The sequence below is a fragment of the Ochrobactrum sp. Marseille-Q0166 genome (assembly GCF_014397025.1).
Classification (GTDB): domain Bacteria; phylum Pseudomonadota; class Alphaproteobacteria; order Rhizobiales; family Rhizobiaceae; genus Brucella.
On sequence record NZ_JACJUO010000001.1, the window covers coordinates 96485 to 112656 of the forward strand.

Genomic DNA, 16172 nt, shown 5'->3' on the forward strand with positions numbered 1-16172 from the left:
TTTTTCAATAAATGAGTTTGGTCAAAAAGTTCGCAACCGTTGCGTCTGGCACGCTGATGAGCCGCATTTTTGGCTTCACGCGCGAAATGTTCATGGCGGCAGCACTCGGCACCGGCCCGGTCGCGGATGCGTTCAATGCGGCTTTCCGTTTCCCCAACACATTCCGCAGATTGTTTGCGGAAGGCGCGTTTAACGCAGCCTTCGTACCTCTGTTTGCCAAGGAAATCGAAAAGAACGGCATGGATGGCGCACGCCGCTTTTCCGAAGAAGTGTTTGGCGTTCTTTTCACGGTGCTGCTTTTCATCACCATCATCATGGAACTCTCCATGCCGTTTATTGTGCGCACGGTCATTGCGCCGGGCTTCACCGATGATCCCGTAAAGTTTGATAATACGGTGCGGCTGGCAATCATCATGTTCCCCTATCTCGCCTGTATGTCGCTGGCTTCGATGATGGCGGGCATGCTCAATTCGCTGCATCGCTATTTTGCAGCGGCAATTGCACCGGTCTTTCTCAATATCATCCTGATCGCTGTTCTGGCTTTCGCATGGTGGCAGGGCTATGACGCGCTGGCTGTCGGCTATGCACTTTCATGGGGTGTAATGGCTGCAGGTCTTGTGCAGCTTGCCATCGTCTGGATCGACGTGCGCGTTGCGGGCATCAAAATCGGCTTCAAGCGCCCGCGCCTGACACCCGGCGTTAAACGCCTGCTTGTGCTGGCATTTCCTGCCGCCATCACCGGCGGTATCACGCAAATCAATCTGCTGATCAACACCAATATCGCATCGGGCATGGAAGGTGCCGTTTCCTCGCTCGTCTATGCCGACCGTATTTATCAATTGCCGCTTGGCGTCGTCGGGATCGCCGTTGCAACCGTGCTGCTGCCGGAATTGTCGCGCGCACTGCGCGGCGGGCACATGAAGGAAGCTTCGAACCTGCAAAATCGTTCGGTTGAGTTCACACTGTTTCTGACCCTTCCCGCAGCCGCCGCCCTTTTGGTGATGTCAGAACCAATCGTTCGTCTGCTGTTTGAACGCGGACAGTTCAGTGCAGAATCGACTCTTGTTGTTTCCAATATTCTCGCAATTTACGGCATCGGCCTTCCTGCTTTCGTGTTGATCAAAGCTTTCATTCCCGGCTTTTTTGCGCGTGAAGACACGCGGACACCGATGATCTTTGCCGCTATCTCGGTGGCGGTGAACATAACGCTGGCAATCACGCTGTTTTCACGCATGGGACCGAGCGGCATTGCGATTGCAGAAATTACAGCAGGCTGGGTCAATGCCGCATTGTTGTTTGCAACGCTGGTCAAGCGTGGCCACTGGGGCAACGATATCCCGCTTCTCACCCGTATTCCACGCCTGTTGATCGCAGCCGGTGTCATGGCCATAGGCATTCATTTTGCCATAGGATATTTTGCGCACGAACTCTCATCAGCAGCGCCTTTCAGCATTCGTGCCGGGACGGTAACAGTCATGGTTCTGGCTGCCATGCTTGTCTATTTTGCTCTGGCCTTCGGGCTTGGCGGCGCAAACACGGCAATGATCCGTCGTGGCATCAAGCGCGGGGGTGCGAAAAAGGAAGCTGGCACTGACACATAATTGTCCTTGAAAGCCGATTGTCGCTCTGCGAAAAGGCCTGTAATCAAACCCCTTCGCTCTCCACCGGCGAAGGCCAACATCAGGATAACATCATGAGCACGTTCAAGCCGCTTGTTTTCTCCGGCGTTCAACCGACCGGAAACCTTCACCTCGGTAATTATCTGGGTGCCATCAAGCGGTGGGTAGAGGTTCAGGAGACACAAGAATGTATCTACTGCGTGGTAGACATGCATGCCTTGACCGTCTCGCCCGATCCGCTCGAGCTGATCCAGTCCACCCGCGAAGTGACCGCCGCCTTCCTCGCCGCCGGTATCGATCCTAAGCGAAGCATCGTCTTCAACCAGAGCCGCGTGATGCAGCATGCCGAGCTTGCCTGGGTGTTCAACTGTGTGGCGCGCATCGGCTGGATGAGCCGCATGACGCAGTTTAAGGACAAGGCTGGCAAAGACCGCGAAAATGCTTCGCTTGGTCTGTTTGCCTATCCTAGCCTGATGGCGGCTGACATTCTGCTTTATCGCGCGACCCATGTTCCTGTTGGTGAAGACCAGAAACAGCATCTCGAACTGACGCGCGATATCGCGCAGAAGTTCAACAATGACTATTCTGACCGTATTGCGTCGCTGGGTATTGGCGTGGACATGCAGGTGGGGGATGAACAGGTTTCCGGTTTCTTCCCGCTGACAGAGCCGATGATTTCGGGTCCGGCCATGCGGATCATGTCGCTGCGTGACGGCACCAAGAAAATGTCGAAATCCGACCCGTCGGACCTGTCGCGCATCAACCTGATTGATGACGAAGAAACCATCAACAAGAAGATCCGCAAAGCCAAAACCGATTCCGATGGTCTGCCTTCGGAACTCGATGGCCTGACCGGTCGCCCGGAAGCAGACAATCTGGTCGGCGTCTATGCAGCGCTTTCGTCAAAATCGAAGGAAGATATTCTGCGCGAGTTTGGTGGACGCCAGTTCTCCGAATTCAAGGCAGCACTTGCTGATCTGGCGGTATCAAAGCTTTCGCCAATCACCCATGAAATGCGCCGTCTGGTGGCCGATCCTGCCTATATCGACAGCGTTCTCAAAGATGGTGGCGAACGAGCAGGCGTCATTGCAGAAGCAAACATGCGCCATGTGCGCGATATCATCGGCTGGCTGCAAGACTGATAAATAATACGGCGCTGCCTGCTTGCGGGCGGCGCTTTGCAATGCCACATTATCGCCATGGTATCAAAACGACTTAGCCGGGAAGCTGGCCACCGACGTAAGTTTCTTGCCGTTATTGACGAGACGCCCGAATGTGGACGTGCCGTTGCCTATGCTGCACGCCGCGCCAAAAATACCAACGGCGCACTTGTCATGCTTTTTGTCATAGACAATTCGGATTTTCAGCAGATTCTTGGCGTCGGGGAGATCATGCGTGCAGAGGCTGAAGAACGTGCCCGCTCTACGCTGGAAAAATTCGCGGCCAAACTACGTGAAGAACAGGGTATTGAGCCTGAGCTGATTATCCGGGAGGGCCGCATCTCAGACGAGCTGACAAGCCTTATCGAAGAAGATCAGGATATTGCTATTCTCGTACTTGCGGCAGGATCGGGCAATGAAGGCCCGGGCCCTCTCGTGCAATCTCTCGCCAATCGCGCCCAGTTCCAGATTCCGGTTACAGTCATTCCAGCCGGTCTTTCGGATGAAGACATTGATGCGGTGACATAATCACCCTATATTGATGATAGATTATGTAGGACCGTTCTTGGCAAAAGCTGCCTGCGCGCGTATCCATACTTACGAAAAGTTTCTGATAGTGAAAGCGGAGAACGGATATGTTCATCCAGACCGAGACTACGCCAAACCCGGCGACGCTCAAATTCCTGCCCGGCAAGGTCGTGATGCCTGAAGGTACAGCGGATTTCCGCGATGCCGCAAGCGCGGGTAATACATCGCCGCTTGCAGCCAAGCTTTTCGCCGTTCCCGGCGTTACCGGCGTTTTCTTTGGCTTTGATTTTATCACTGTAACCAAGGATGACGGCGAGTGGCAGCACCTGAAGCCAGCAATCCTCGGCACGATCATGGAACATTTCATGTCGGGCGCCGATGTTATGGCAGGCAATGCCACCTCCAGTGCAGGCGACGAGCACGGCGAAGAAGAATTCTTCGATGAAGCCGATGTTGAAATCGTTGAAACGATCAAGGAATTGATTGAAACCCGCGTTCGCCCTGCAGTTGCTCAGGACGGCGGCGACATTACTTTCCGTGGCTTTGAAAACGGTACCGTGTTTCTGCACATGAAAGGCGCATGTTCTGGCTGCCCGTCTTCAACAGCAACACTCAAGCACGGCATTCAGAATCTTCTGCGTCATTTCGTGCCTGAAGTTCAGCAGGTCGAGCAGATCTAAGCCAAAAAGAATCCAAACTAAAAGGCCGCCGAAAGGCGGCCTTTTTCATATCATGTCCTATCGGACAATAACCTTAGCGCCCTGTTCAGTACGCTCGTAAAGGTCAATAATGTCCTGATTCATCATGCGAACGCAGCCCGATGACATGGCCTTGCCAATCGACCACCACTCCGGCGTTCCATGAATGCGATATCCGGTGTCTCCACCCTTGTTGTAGAGATAGAGCGCGCGTGCACCGAGCGGGTTCTTCAAGCCCGGCCCCATACCGTTACGATATTTCGCCAATTCCGGCTGGCGCTTGATCATCGGCGCCGGCGGGGTCCAGGTTGGCCATTCGCGCTTCATGGCGACACGCGCCGTTCCCGACCAGCCGAAACCTTCACGGCCAACGCCGATGCCATAGCGCATCGCCTTGCCGTCTGGCAGCACAAGATAGAGAAATTTTTCGCCGGTTTCGACGATGATTGTGCCCGGTGCTTCACTTGTCTGATACTTGACGATCTGGCGGCGGTACTGCTGCGGTATCTTCTCATTCGGGATTGCTGGAATCGTATAACCGGCATCACTGACAGAAGAATAAGACGCTGTGTAGAACGTACCGCCAACTGTGGAGCAACCAGCAAGTGCACCACCAAGAAGAAGGGCTGCAGTCAGTTGCAAGACGCGAGACTTCATGAATTTCTCCCAGAGTGAGATAGACCATCATCAGGAGCGAATCGCTCATTCACCCGCAAACTTGAGGGAGTATTATTAACCAGCCGTTAACCGTAAATTGAAAAATCCATGGTTACGCCATTTTTTTGCCGCCTTTTCCAAAGTTTCAACACTGGAATGCCGCAGGTTTTCAGGCTTATTCGTTTGAAAGATGGGGTTTTTGGGCGCTAAAGTGCAACTATGCCAATCGTGATTCCCCATAAAGCGCACCCACTTTCTGACGGACGACAGTCCGAAAATGCCATGCTTGTCCGTCGCGGTGTACAGCGTCTGTTTCTAGAAATGGGGCTGGCAACTTTGCCGGAACTCTCACTTGCGTCCGGCAGACGCGCAGACCTGATTGCCGTCAGCCGCAAAAGCGAAATCTGGATCGTGGAGATTAAATCTTCAATCGAAGACTGGAAGGCTGATCGGAAGTGGCCAGACTATCGGCATTACTGTGATCGGCTGTTTTTTGCGACACATCCATCGGTGCCACGCGAAATCTTCCCGGAGGATTGCGGCTTCATTTTATCGGATGGTTATGGCGCGGAAATTCTGCGCGATGCGCCCGAGCATAAGCTGTCGGGCGCTACACGCAAAGCGCTGATGCTGCGCTTTGCAAGAGCAGGCGCTGCCCGTCTGACGATTGCAGAACTTGCCGGTCTCGATGTGCCCGAGACAGATATTGATTAACGCAACTCTCTAGCGCGGTGCGCGCTTGGCCAGAATACGCTGTAGCGTGCGGCGATGCATATTCAGACGGCGCGCGGTTTCAGACACGTTACGCTCGCACATCTCGTAAACGCGCTGAATATGCTCCCAGCGAACACGATCAGCCGACATCGGGTTTTCCGGCGGCGCGACCTTTTCGCCCGGACGGCGGGTGAGCGCTGCAAAAACTTCATCGGCGTCGGCAGGCTTGGAGAGATAATCGATTGCCCCAATCTTCACTGCATTTACAGCAGTTGCGATATTGCCATACCCCGTGAGAACGATCGCACGCGTATCGGTGCGGCGCGAACGAATGGCTTCGATCACATCAAGACCATTTCCGTCGCCAAGACGCATATCAACGACAGCGTAGGCGGGTGCTGCGGTTTTAGCCGCGGCGATTCCCTCTTCAACCGATTCCGCAGTTGTCACCTGAAAGCCACGACCTTCCATGGCCCGCGCCAGACGCTGCAAAAACGGTTTGTCATCATCAACCAGAAGGAGGGTGGGATCGTTGCCAATGGCTTCGGCGTCTTCCTGCTTCAAGTCATCCATGGGGTGCTTCCTGCCTGTATTTTTATTCTCTTATTGGTATCCCTGCGGCAAAAAGTCAAATAGCCATTGAATTATTGAAGCAATCTCATCAAACCAGACGGATCAAAAAAACATAAAGCATTGTGTTTAAATGCTATTTTGTAACATTCGCATTGAAAATCAAAGCCATGCTCTTCCCGAACAACGAAACTCTGAAAATATAACAATCACTAAATTCACATTATTTTCAGTTACTTACGGTAAATGCAGATCGCGACCATATCACTTTCACTTCTGCACCCTGGCCGGGATTCTTACGATTTTTAAAATTAATTTGCGCGCCGGAGCGTTCCAGCAGGGTTTTTGCGATAAAAAGTCCCAGCCCCAGACCCCCGCCACCATTATGTGAAGCATCGCGACTGCTCATATATGGCTCGCCGATTCGGTCAAGAATTTCCGGTTTGAAGCCTTCGCCATCGTCCTGAATTGTGACGCTGACGCTGTTATCGGTCCATCCCCATGTGACATTCACTTCGCTCTGCGCAAAATCGACGGCATTTTCCACCAGATTGCCAAGACCATAAAGAAGCCCGGGATTGCGGCGCACGACAGGCTCGGGCTTCGGACCTTCAACCTTGGAAACATTGAGTACGACACCAAAATTGCGATGGGGTTCGATGACTTCCTCAATGAGCGATGAGAACGGCAGTCGAGACATATGTTCTTCATTTTCCGAAGAAAGGCTTGTCAAGCGTAGCAGAATTTCACGGCATCGCGCGGCCTGTGATTGCAGCAATGCAATGTCATCAATCAGTGCCGGATCGCTGTCCGGCTTTTTCGAGTAGCTGCGCTGCATTTCCTTGACGACCAGCGTGATGGTCGCAAGCGGCGTGCCCAATTCGTGAGCCGCTGCTGCTGCCAGACCATCAAGCGCCGTCAGATGTTGCTCACGCTGCAAAATCAGTTCTGTTGCGGCCAGCGCATCGCCAAGCTGTCGCGTTTCTTCTGCGATACGATAAGCATAGACACCAGTGAAGCCTAAAGCGGAAACAATTGCGCACCAGATCCCCATTACAAAAAGCAGCGGCAGAGTGAGCGTTTCGCCCGGGTACCAAGGCAACGGCTTATGATAAAACATCAAAAATGATGTGCTGATTACGGCGAGCAGAGCGAGAACCAATGTGTGGCGTACAGACAGCGATGTCGCCGAAATGATGACCGGAGCAACCATAAGAATAATGAACGGATTCTGTACCCCACCCGTCAGATACAGCAATCCTGCAAGTTGCAGAATATCAAACGCCAATACGATACTTGCGGCGGTCGGGCTTAAACGGTGATTGGTCGGGAAGCGAAAAGCCAGATAGAGATTGAGCCATGCTGAACATGCAATCATCGCAAAACAGATGCCGACTGCGAAATTGAATTGCAGATAGAGCGCCACAAACATGACGGTCGCTGTTTGTCCTGCAATCGCCAGCCAGCGCAGACGCACCAATGTGGTCAGGCGCGGCTTTCGTGAAAGATTTGAAGCCCGATTATCAAATTCTGCGTGCATGATCACCCCTATCCGCCCCTTATGCGGCAAGGCGCTTATTCGCGCAAGCAGAACTGTGTCATCCAGTCGCAGGCTTTGGCGTGCATGACACCCAACGCCCTATTATGTGCGGATTTCCCGAGGTTTTCCTCATGGGCACCCCCCTACAATCAGTAATTGTGTCAATTCTGTGAAGGAATTATAACAACACTATCTGCAAAGCGATGGAGGGCGCCGCGTGATTATCTTCAGGGGGAAGATATCGTCCGGGCTTGGAAAACATTCCCAGCTCGTCATTCCTGGAAAACGACATCTGGATAATTCACCCAATGACTGGCCGGATCGTTTTGTATCCGGCTCATTGAACGTGCAGATCATGGAATATCCATCGATTCTGCAAGGCCGTCGCAAGCAGCTAAACGCGCTGGATCGCGGCCTCGTTCCGCCCAGCATCGTCATCCCGCAGCACGAAATTGCGAACAACAGTCTGCGCCGCAAGCTTTTCAAACCACGGCGTGGCACGGGGCAAGCATGGCGCGCGACGCTTCACGCACATTCCCGATCTATGAATGTATGGATTTTCCGGCGTATCGGATCGCATATGCATGACTGTCTCGAGCTGATCTCGGACAAGTGCATCCGTGACAACCTCAACATCCGTGATCAGGATGAGGTTCACGTCGTTCTACATTCGTGATCGGTATCAGGTGCCGCGTGGCTTTGCCCTTCGGGTGGCTTCGGCACTCGCCGGATCTTCCGGCCAGACATGGCGCGGGTAGCGGCCACGCATATCAGAGCGCACATCGGCCCATGAGCCTTGCCAGAAGCCCGGCAAATCACGCGTGATCTGTATCGGGCGGTGGGCGGGCGAAAGCAATTCCAGCAAAAGCGGTACTTTGCCATTGGCAATGGCCGGATGGATACCAAGGCCGAACAGCTCCTGCACGCGCACGGCCAGAACCGGCTCCTCCGTGTCATAGCGGATCGGAATATTCGAGCCGGTCGGCACTTCAAAATGCGTTGGTGCCAGTTGATCGACGAGGCGTTGCAGGTCAAACGGCACGAGGCTTATCAATCCGTTTTTCAGCACATGCGCCGGGATGCGGTCGAGTTGCGCCTCACCAGTGAGAAACGGCAGAAGCCAGTCGTCAAGGCGCGCAATAAGATTGTCGTCATCCATCGACGGCCATGGATCGCCAAGACCGCGATAAAGCCAGCCGAGACGACGACGCAGGATTTCAGCTTCTTTGCCCCATGGCAGGATTTGCAGTCCATGCTCGCGCACGGCAGCGATTACACCTTCATCGGCGCTCACGCCGGAAGGAGCGGCAAGCGGCTTTTCCGACAGGGCAATAGCACCAATGCGAACGGCTTCACGCGCACGCAAAGCGTTCTTTTCCGCGTCGTAGACGACCTGTCGGCCGCTTTCGATCTTGGTGCCAAGAGCAGTGCGGATTTCTGTTTCAGAGACTTCCGCCGCAGAAAGCACGCGTGCGCGGCCTGCTTTACCCGACATATCGGCCACCACCAGCCATTGCGCGCGGCTGAGGCTGATCGCCGGATCGACTTCGCCACCACGCCCATTGGCCAGCAGGAATTGCCCCGTTGTCCCACGCGCCTTAGCGATACGGTCTGGATAGGCGTCAATCAACATACGGCCAACACTTGATCCCGCTGCTTCGCCTTTGTTGGGCACATTTGCAGCCAGACGTTTCGCTAGTCCTTTGGCGCGCTGGGCGCGATCAGAACGGTCATTGCGAAACCGCGACATGCGCGTGTCGAGGTCGGTTTCATTGCCGCCAAGGCCGCGCTCGGTCAGAAGAACGGCAAGCTCTGCAGCGCGCAAGGCCTCGCCGCGTTTGCCCGCTTCCGCCACCATATGCGCCAGACGAGCAGGCAAGGCGAGCGAGCGCATAGCCTTGCCGTCTGCGGTCAGACGTCCAGCCTCATCAAGCGCACCAAGCCGGCTAAGCAATGCTTTGGCTTCTTTGAGCGCGGGCAACGGTGGTTTGTCGAGCAGCGAAAGCGTCGTAGGATCGGTCACGCCCCATGCAGCCGCATCGAGGACTAGGCCGGAAAGGTCGGCTTCCAGAATTTCGGGCGGCGAGAAAGCAGGAAGTGACGCCGTTTGCCCCTGATGCCAGAGGCGGATGGCGATGCCCGGCTCGGTACGACCGGCACGACCAGCGCGCTGATCCGCACTTGCGCGTGACGTGCGCACCGTTTCAAGGCGCGTGAGGCCCGTAGCAGGTTCATATTTTGGCAGGCGGGCAAGGCCAGAATCGATCACCACCCGCACACCGTCGATAGTGATGGAGGTTTCGGCAATCGAGGTCGCCAGCACCACCTTGCGATGACCTGCGGGAGCTGGCTTGATTGCCGCATCCTGATCACGGCCTTCCATGGCACCATAAAGCGGGGCCAGAATGATATTGGCAGGCAGCAACTTTTCCAGAATTCCTGCGGTACGTTCGATCTCGCCCTGACCGGGCAGAAAGGCGAGAATGCTGCCCGTTTCATCGGCCAGCGCTTCGCGAATGGCTTTCACCATCACGTCTTCAATGCGTTCGTCAGGCTTGCGCTCGCGATGGCGAATATCGACGGGGAAAGCGCGGCCTTCGCTCTCAATAATGGGTGCATCGCCCAAAAGGGAGGCCACACGCGCGCCATCCAGCGTTGCCGACATCACGAGAATCTTGAGATCGTCACGCAGAGCGGCCTGCACATCGAGCGCAAGCGCCAGACCAAAATCGACATCAAGGCTACGCTCATGAAACTCATCGAACAGAACGGCGGCAATGCCCTTGAGATCAGGGTCGTCGAGGATCATGCGGGCAAAAACGCCTTCAGTCACCACAAGGATTTTGGTTTTCGCCGAAACCTTGCTTTCAAGGCGCATACGATAGCCGACTGTTTCGCCCGGCTCTTCACCGAGCAACTGCGCCATGCGGCGCGCCGCTGCACGCGCTGCCAAACGACGAGGCTCCAGCAGCACAATCATGCCGTCGCCGCGCCAGATAGCATTTAAAAAATGCAGCGGCACCAGCGTCGTCTTACCCGCGCCGGGAGGCGCAACCAGAACTGCACTCGCATGATTGGCAAGCGCGGCGTCAAGTTGCGGGAGAATGCGGGTAACGGGAAGATCGGGCAGACTCGTCAAATGAAATTCCGTATTATAAAGGCGTTGCTTTGGTGCTTATCACACAAGGAGCGACGATGATCCATATCCGAAAATCCACACCTGCCGACGCCCCTGCCCTCACGGCGATCTGGCGCGCAAGCGTGCTGGCAACGCATGATTTTCTCAGCCGTGAAGACTTCAATGAGATCGAAAAGCTGGTCGCAGAGCAATATCTGCCAAATGTGGAAGTCGATGTCGTTGAATATGACGGCCAAGCGGTCGGCTTCATGGGCATGACCGATAACAATATCGACAGCCTGTTCATTTCGCCGGCTGAACGCGGTAAGGGTATTGGCAAACATATGATTGCGCACGCGAAAAAGCGCGGCACGCTGACCGTCGATGTGAATGAGCAGAACGCACAAGGCGTGGGCTTTTATCGCCATGTCGGTTTTGTTGCGACAGGTCGCTCGGAAACGGATGATCAGGGACGGCCTTATCCGCTCTTGCATCTCAAGCTTGAGGCCTACAGCAGCTCCAGTTAAGAGTGAACTGCTGTAACTGTTTGTTTTTACGCATTATCCGAAGCAAAACCGCTTCGCACTTTTGCTGGAAATGCTATAAACTCCGGTCCATGCCAATTGCGGAGAAAATCATTCTCGCAAAAGGCATTTCCGGAGCAATTGACATACTCCCCTATAGTATATAGGCTTCATGAAAATCGGGAGATTTCATGCCGCATTCACCGGAAGACAAAAAGCGCGCTTTGACGCGCCTGCGCCGCATCAAAGGCCAGGCCGAGGCACTGGAGCGCGCTGTGGAATCGGGCACGGAATGCGCCGCACTTTTGCAGCAGATCGCAGCCTTGCGTGGCGCGACCAACGGATTAATGGCGGAAGTACTGGAAAGCCATTTTCGAGAGACATTCGGCCAAAGTCGTTGTCAGTCTCGTGAGACGATAGCACGCGATGCGGTGGCAGATCCCGATGCAGAGATCGACGAAATCATGCGAATTTTGCGCACCTATCTGAAATAGGGCGCACGAATAGAAGGATTGCAAACATGAAGTCACGCGCAGCCGTTGCCTGGGAGGCAAAAAAGCCGCTCACCATCGAAACCGTTGAAATCGGCGGTCCCCGCGCGGGCGAAGTGCTGGTCGAAATCATGGCGACCGGCGTTTGCCACACCGATGCCTACACGCTTTCCGGCCTTGACTCAGAGGGCAAGTTCCCGGCCATTCTCGGCCATGAAGGTGCGGGCATCGTGCGCGAAGTGGGCGCTGGCGTAACGTCCGTTAAGCCGGGCGATCACGTGATCCCACTCTACACGCCGGAATGTCGCCAGTGCAAAACCTGCCTGTCGCAGCGTTCAAACCTCTGCACATCGATCCGCGCAACGCAGGGTCAGGGCCTCATGCCAGACCGCACAACCCGCTTTTCATGCGATGGCGGTGAAGTGTTCCATTATATGGGCTGCTCGACCTTCTCGAACTTCACCGTTCTGCCGGAAATCGCAGTCGCCAAGGTTCGCGAAGATGCGCCTTTCGACAAGATCTGCTATATCGGCTGCGGTGTTACCACCGGCATTGGCGCAGTTATTTATACGGCTAAGGTTCGTCCGGGTTCCAATGTTGTTGTGTTTGGTCTTGGCGGCATTGGTCTCAATGTCATTCAGGGCGCGCGTATGGTTGGGGCGGACAAGATCATCGGCGTCGACATCAATCCATCCAAGGTGGAAATGGCGAAGAAATTCGGCATGACCGACTTTATCAACCCGCGCGAAATCGGCAATGACAAGGTCGTGCAGGCCATTCAGGATCTGACCGATGGCGGCGCGGATTATTCTTTCGATGCTACCGGCAACACCGATGTCATGCGTCAGGCGCTCGAATGCTGCCATCGCGGCTGGGGTGAATCGATCATCATCGGCGTTGCGGAAGCGGGCAAGGAAATCGCCACGCGTCCATTCCAGCTCGTCACCGGACGCGTCTGGAAAGGCACTGCATTTGGTGGCGCTCGTGGTCGCACCGACGTTCCAAAGATCGTTGACTGGTACATGGAAGGCAAGATCGACATCGACAGCCTCATTACCCACACCATGCCGCTTGATGAAATCAACACGGCTTTCGACCTTATGCATGAAGGCAAGTCGATCCGTTCGGTGATTGTCTACTGATGCGTGAAAAGCTTTTCACCTCTCATTGGGATGAGATCGACAGCCTGACTCCGCGCGCGCTTTATGCGATGCTGAAGCTGCGCGTGGATGTTTTCGTGGTGGAGCAGAATTGCCCTTACCCCGAAATCGACGGCAAGGATTATGACGCGTTTCACTTACGCATTCTCGATGGTGCGGAACTCGCAGCGAGTTTGCGGGTTCTGCCACCAGAGAAGGAAGGAAAGCCGGTCAAAATCGGTCGGGTTGTCGTCGCAGCCGATTATCGTGGTGACAAGCTTGGTCATCGCATGATGAAAGAGGCGATTGCTTTTGCTCAGGACCGCTTTCCGGGCATTGCCATTGAGCTTGGCGGACAGAGCCATTTGCAGAAATTCTATGGCTCGTTCGGCTTTGTCGCGATTTCGGAAGAATATCTCGAAGATGGCATTCCGCATGTCGATATGCGGTTAGAACCGCAGGAAAGCGTTGTGTGATGTTTTTGCTCCGCCGCCATATGTCCTTTTATCTGGCAGCCATTGGCGGCGTAACAGCTTTCATCATTGCCTGGCTTCTAAAAAGCCCGCTTGCTCCGGTCATCGGGGCAAACTGTTTTTTTGTGCTCTATCTTGCTTTGGCGCTGTGTGCATTGCCAAAACTGACGGCAGCATACCTCAAAAAACATGCCGCCACGGCAGATGAACCAATATGGATCATCTTTCTGGTGACATTTGCGACTGTTGTTGTGGCGGTCGTGTCACTGTTCATTCTCGTCAATCAGAAGCCCGAAGCCGATATGCTCTCCCTCGTTGTGACGCTGACTGCTGTTCCGCTTGGCTGGTTTACGATCCATATGATGACGGCCATCCATTACGCCCATATGTACTGGCAACCCACAGAGCCTGCGGGAAAAGATGCGGCGCGCGCCAGCAAACATTGTGGCGGCTTTGCCTTTCCAGAAACGGCGGAGCCATCCGGTTGGGATTTCGCATATTACGCCTTCGTCATCGGCATGACGGCACAGACGTCGGACACCAATGTCACGACCACAGCAATGCGCAAAGTAACGCTTCTGCACAGCGTCGTGTCATTCTTTTTCAATACGGTCCTTGTTGCGGCGACAGTGAATGTCGTGGTCGCACTCGGCAGCGGATAAACAGCAGGAACTCTCATGGAAACGATTTCGACCGCAAAATGCTTTGGTGGAACACAGGGCGTTTATCGCCATAAGAGCGAGACCAATCAGTGCGATATGACCTTTGCCGTTTTCCTGCCGCCGCAGGCAAAGGATGGCCCGGTGCCGGTGCTCTGGTATCTTTCCGGCCTCACCTGCACCCATCAGAATGTGATGGACAAGGGCGAATATCGCCGCCTTGCAGCAGAACTTGGAATTGCCGTTATTTGCCCAGATACCAGCCCACGCGGTGATGACGTGCCGGATGAACCTGATAACTGGCAGTTCGGCAAGGGTGCAGGCTTTTATGTCGATGCCACGCAAGAGCCATTTGCCAAAAACTATCAGATGTATAGCTACATCACCAAGGAACTGACCGATCTGGTGACAGACAAATTTCCGCTCGACATGGCGCGTCAGGCCATCACTGGTCATTCGATGGGCGGACATGGTGCGCTGACCATAGCACTGAAAAACCCGGATCGTTTCAAGTCGGCATCAGCTTTCGCACCGATTGTCCAGCCTTCAAAGGCGGGCTGGTCGAAGCCTGCGCTGGAAAAATATCTGGGCGCAGAAGAACGTGCATGGCGTGCCTATGACGCGACGCTGCTCATTGAAGACGGCTACCGTTTTCCCGAATTTCTGGTCGATCAGGGTGAAGCTGATGGCTTCCTTCATGAAGGCCTGCGTCCATGGCTATTGGAAGAAGCCTGCACAAAGGCTGGCATCCCGCTCACGCTCAATATGCGAGAAGGCTATGACCATTCCTATTTCTTCATCTCGTCCTTCATGGATGACCATCTAAAATGGCATTCCGAGAGGTTGAAGCGTTGATTAGCGCTTCATCACCTTCATCGGCAGACCGCCCTGCGGCTGGGTGGTGAGTTTCTGCACCGGCCATGGCATTGTGGTTTCCAGGACGTCAAAGCGACGGCCATCAAGCAAGGTTGCAAGCGCAATCACCGCTTCCTGAAGCGCGAAACTCGCACCGATGCAGACACGTGGACCAGCACCAAAGGGCAGATATTGAAAGCGGTCGAGTTTGTCGCGGTTTTCGGGCCAGAAGCGTTCCGGCATGAAGGCATCCGGCTGCTCCCAGTAAAGCCTGTGACGATGGATTACCCATGGCATAACCAGCACCGCTGTTCCTTTGGCAATTTTCAGATCGCCATAGGTGTCATCCGATGCAGCCTCGCGATTGATTGACGGCGCTGGCGGATAAAGTCGCATCGCCTCCTCAAAAGCGGCACGCGTGAAGGGCAGTTTTGCCAGCCATTCCTGCGGCGGCAGGTCATTGCCGCCATCCGCAAAGAACGCATCGATCTCAGCCTCAACACGCTCGCGTTCCTGCGGTGCCTTTGCAAGCAGATAAAGCGTCCAGCCGAGCGCCCGGGCTGTCGTTTCATGCCCGGCGCCGATGAATGTGATGATATTATCTTCAATTTCCGAGCGGCTCAGACCGTCCGGTCCTTCGGCACGTAAAAGCAGGGTCAGGAAATCGTTGGGGACCTCTTCGCCTTTCTCCATACGTGCCTTGCGCAGAGCAATCGTGTCGGACACCAGTTCGCGGAAGAAGCCAAGAGACTGGTTGCCACGAAGGCGCGTGAAGCGCGGCAGCCATTCGGGCAAGCCAAGAAGATCGAATGGATCGACGCGGCCCATGGTTTCAAAAAGCTTGTCGATCTGGTGCGCAAAATCATTGGGATCACCGGCGATTTCGCCAGAGAACAGCGTTTCAGCCAGAATGTCATAGGTGAGCAGCGTCATGTCGTGGGCGACATCGGTGATGATGCCATTGGTCTTGTATCGCTCGACAAACTGCAGCGAGCGGTTTCGCATGGCGCTCGCAAAACCGCCGATATGGCGCGGGGTGAAAACCGGCGCCATCGCCTTGCGCGAACGCTTCCAGACCTGACCTTCGGCGGTCAATAATCCATCACGTAAGATAGGACGCAGCACGCGCTGACGGATGGCGGACATGGGATAATTGGCGGCATGATCGACCAGCACATGACGGATAAGGCCCGGATCGTTGGCAATGATGGTTTTGATGCCAAGCCAGCTTACAGAAACCCAACGCTCGTTATAGGAAGGCTCGCCCCATAATTCGAGCGGGTTCTTGTAAACCACGCGCATCATCTCAAAGCGTCCAACCGGCTTTTCGCGCGGGCGCGGCGCAGGCGGTACAAACGGTTGAGCTGGATCTTTCATGGCAATTGTGGTTTTCATCAAGTGCTCCTTTTGATCGAGAACACCCCCGT

General features: G+C 54.7%; 17 protein-coding genes. 12 read left to right on the plus strand and 5 right to left on the minus strand.

Translation table 11 applies throughout. From position 1 onward, the window contains the following. Positions 1–11 precede the first annotated feature (11 nt). The 4 genes from murJ to H5024_RS00470 all read left to right on the plus strand — a co-directional run bounded on the left by murJ (position 12) and on the right by H5024_RS00470 (position 3987). Positions 12–1601: a murein biosynthesis integral membrane protein MurJ gene (gene murJ, locus H5024_RS00455; RefSeq protein WP_187543482.1), complete on the plus strand. Its 1590-nt coding sequence runs from the start codon at positions 12–14 to the stop codon at positions 1599–1601. Positions 1602–1693: 92 nt separating this feature from the next. After that, positions 1694–2761: a tryptophan--tRNA ligase gene (gene trpS / locus H5024_RS00460; protein ID WP_187543483.1), complete on the plus strand. Its 1068-nt coding sequence runs from the start codon at positions 1694–1696 to the stop codon at positions 2759–2761. Positions 2762–2818: 57 nt separating this feature from the next. Then, entirely contained in the window at positions 2819–3307 is a 489-nt protein-coding gene (locus H5024_RS00465) for a universal stress protein (RefSeq protein ID WP_187546464.1), read from the plus strand. A 107-nt stretch (positions 3308–3414) separates the two neighbouring features. Next, entirely contained in the window at positions 3415–3987 is a 573-nt protein-coding gene (locus tag H5024_RS00470; protein WP_187543484.1) for a NifU family protein, read from the plus strand. A gap of 57 nt (positions 3988–4044) precedes the next feature. Here the strand turns inward: H5024_RS00470 and H5024_RS00475 are convergent, their stop codons facing one another. Further along, on the minus strand, positions 4045–4662 hold the full coding sequence (locus tag H5024_RS00475; RefSeq protein ID WP_187543485.1) for a L,D-transpeptidase: 618 nt from the start codon (positions 4660–4662) through the stop codon (positions 4045–4047). A 219-nt stretch (positions 4663–4881) separates the two neighbouring features. Between H5024_RS00475 and H5024_RS00480 the strand changes: the two genes are divergently transcribed. Then, positions 4882–5376 (plus strand): MmcB family DNA repair protein, encoded by a 495-nt coding sequence (locus H5024_RS00480; RefSeq protein ID WP_187543486.1) that lies wholly within the window; start codon positions 4882–4884, stop codon positions 5374–5376. A 9-nt stretch (positions 5377–5385) separates the two neighbouring features. Here the strand turns inward: H5024_RS00480 and regA are convergent, their stop codons facing one another. Beyond that, on the minus strand, positions 5386–5949 hold the full coding sequence (regA, locus tag H5024_RS00485) for a global response regulator transcription factor RegA (protein WP_187543487.1): 564 nt from the start codon (positions 5947–5949) through the stop codon (positions 5386–5388). A 226-nt stretch (positions 5950–6175) separates the two neighbouring features. Continuing rightward, a complete protein-coding gene (locus H5024_RS00490; RefSeq protein WP_187543488.1) occupies positions 6176–7486 on the minus strand; it encodes an ActS/PrrB/RegB family redox-sensitive histidine kinase in 1311 nt (436 codons plus the stop codon). 217 nt (positions 7487–7703) lie between these two features. On the opposite strand from H5024_RS00490, the gene H5024_RS00495 reads away from it, so the two are divergent. Then, positions 7704–8162, plus strand: a complete 459-nt coding sequence (locus H5024_RS00495) for a hypothetical protein (RefSeq protein ID WP_187543489.1) — start codon at positions 7704–7706, stop codon at positions 8160–8162. A 6-nt stretch (positions 8163–8168) separates the two neighbouring features. On the opposite strand, the gene hrpB is transcribed toward H5024_RS00495, so the two are convergent. Further along, a complete protein-coding gene (gene hrpB, locus H5024_RS00500; protein WP_187543490.1) occupies positions 8169–10625 on the minus strand; it encodes an ATP-dependent helicase HrpB in 2457 nt (818 codons plus the stop codon). A 56-nt stretch (positions 10626–10681) separates the two neighbouring features. On the opposite strand from hrpB, the gene H5024_RS00505 reads away from it, so the two are divergent. The 6 genes from H5024_RS00505 (at position 10682) to fghA (ending at position 14745) form a co-directional block, all read left to right on the plus strand. Next, complete coding sequence (locus tag H5024_RS00505) at positions 10682–11131, plus strand: acetyltransferase (RefSeq protein WP_187543491.1); 450 nt, start codon at positions 10682–10684, stop codon at positions 11129–11131. Positions 11132–11319: 188 nt separating this feature from the next. Next, positions 11320–11622, plus strand: a complete 303-nt coding sequence (locus H5024_RS00510; protein ID WP_187543492.1) for a metal/formaldehyde-sensitive transcriptional repressor — start codon at positions 11320–11322, stop codon at positions 11620–11622. A 26-nt stretch (positions 11623–11648) separates the two neighbouring features. Further along, positions 11649–12761 (plus strand): S-(hydroxymethyl)glutathione dehydrogenase/class III alcohol dehydrogenase, encoded by a 1113-nt coding sequence (locus H5024_RS00515; protein WP_187543493.1) that lies wholly within the window; start codon positions 11649–11651, stop codon positions 12759–12761. Further along, positions 12761–13234, plus strand: a complete 474-nt coding sequence (locus H5024_RS00520; protein ID WP_187543494.1) for a GNAT family N-acetyltransferase — start codon at positions 12761–12763, stop codon at positions 13232–13234. The genes H5024_RS00515 and H5024_RS00520 overlap by 1 nt, the downstream gene beginning before the upstream one ends. Then, positions 13234–13893 carry a DUF1345 domain-containing protein gene (locus H5024_RS00525; protein WP_187546467.1) on the plus strand — a complete coding sequence of 220 codons (660 nt, stop codon included), beginning with the start codon at positions 13234–13236 and terminating at the stop codon, positions 13891–13893. The genes H5024_RS00520 and H5024_RS00525 overlap by 1 nt, the downstream gene beginning before the upstream one ends. Before the next feature lie 15 nt (positions 13894–13908). After that, positions 13909–14745 carry an S-formylglutathione hydrolase gene (gene fghA, locus H5024_RS00530; RefSeq protein WP_187543495.1) on the plus strand — a complete coding sequence of 279 codons (837 nt, stop codon included), beginning with the start codon at positions 13909–13911 and terminating at the stop codon, positions 14743–14745. Here the strand turns inward: fghA and H5024_RS00535 are convergent, their stop codons facing one another. Further along, entirely contained in the window at positions 14746–16140 is a 1395-nt protein-coding gene (locus H5024_RS00535; protein WP_247875193.1) for a cytochrome P450, read from the minus strand. Positions 16141–16172: the final 32 nt, after the last annotated feature.

Excerpts from the sequence above, each read along its gene's own strand:
- fghA (WP_187543495.1), top strand. The coding sequence starts at position 13,909 with ATGGAAACGATTTCGACCGCAAAATGCTTTGGTGGAACACAGGGCGTT.
- H5024_RS00535 (WP_247875193.1), bottom strand. The coding sequence starts at position 16,140 with ATGAAAACCACAATTGCCATGAAAGATCCAGCTCAACCGTTTGTACCG.
- H5024_RS00510 (WP_187543492.1), top strand. The coding sequence starts at position 11,320 with ATGCCGCATTCACCGGAAGACAAAAAGCGCGCTTTGACGCGCCTGCGC.
- H5024_RS00515 (WP_187543493.1), top strand. The coding sequence starts at position 11,649 with ATGAAGTCACGCGCAGCCGTTGCCTGGGAGGCAAAAAAGCCGCTCACC.
- H5024_RS00525 (WP_187546467.1), top strand. The coding sequence starts at position 13,234 with ATGTTTTTGCTCCGCCGCCATATGTCCTTTTATCTGGCAGCCATTGGC.
- H5024_RS00505 (WP_187543491.1), top strand. The coding sequence starts at position 10,682 with ATGATCCATATCCGAAAATCCACACCTGCCGACGCCCCTGCCCTCACG.
- H5024_RS00470 (WP_187543484.1), top strand. The coding sequence starts at position 3,415 with ATGTTCATCCAGACCGAGACTACGCCAAACCCGGCGACGCTCAAATTC.
- H5024_RS00520 (WP_187543494.1), top strand. The coding sequence starts at position 12,761 with ATGCGTGAAAAGCTTTTCACCTCTCATTGGGATGAGATCGACAGCCTG.
- regA (WP_187543487.1), bottom strand. The coding sequence starts at position 5,949 with ATGGATGACTTGAAGCAGGAAGACGCCGAAGCCATTGGCAACGATCCC.
- H5024_RS00475 (WP_187543485.1), bottom strand. The coding sequence starts at position 4,662 with ATGAAGTCTCGCGTCTTGCAACTGACTGCAGCCCTTCTTCTTGGTGGT.
- trpS (WP_187543483.1), top strand. The coding sequence starts at position 1,694 with ATGAGCACGTTCAAGCCGCTTGTTTTCTCCGGCGTTCAACCGACCGGA.
- H5024_RS00480 (WP_187543486.1), top strand. The coding sequence starts at position 4,882 with ATGCCAATCGTGATTCCCCATAAAGCGCACCCACTTTCTGACGGACGA.
- murJ (WP_187543482.1), top strand. The coding sequence starts at position 12 with ATGAGTTTGGTCAAAAAGTTCGCAACCGTTGCGTCTGGCACGCTGATG.
- H5024_RS00465 (WP_187546464.1), top strand. The coding sequence starts at position 2,819 with ATGGTATCAAAACGACTTAGCCGGGAAGCTGGCCACCGACGTAAGTTT.
- H5024_RS00490 (WP_187543488.1), bottom strand. The coding sequence starts at position 7,486 with ATGCACGCAGAATTTGATAATCGGGCTTCAAATCTTTCACGAAAGCCG.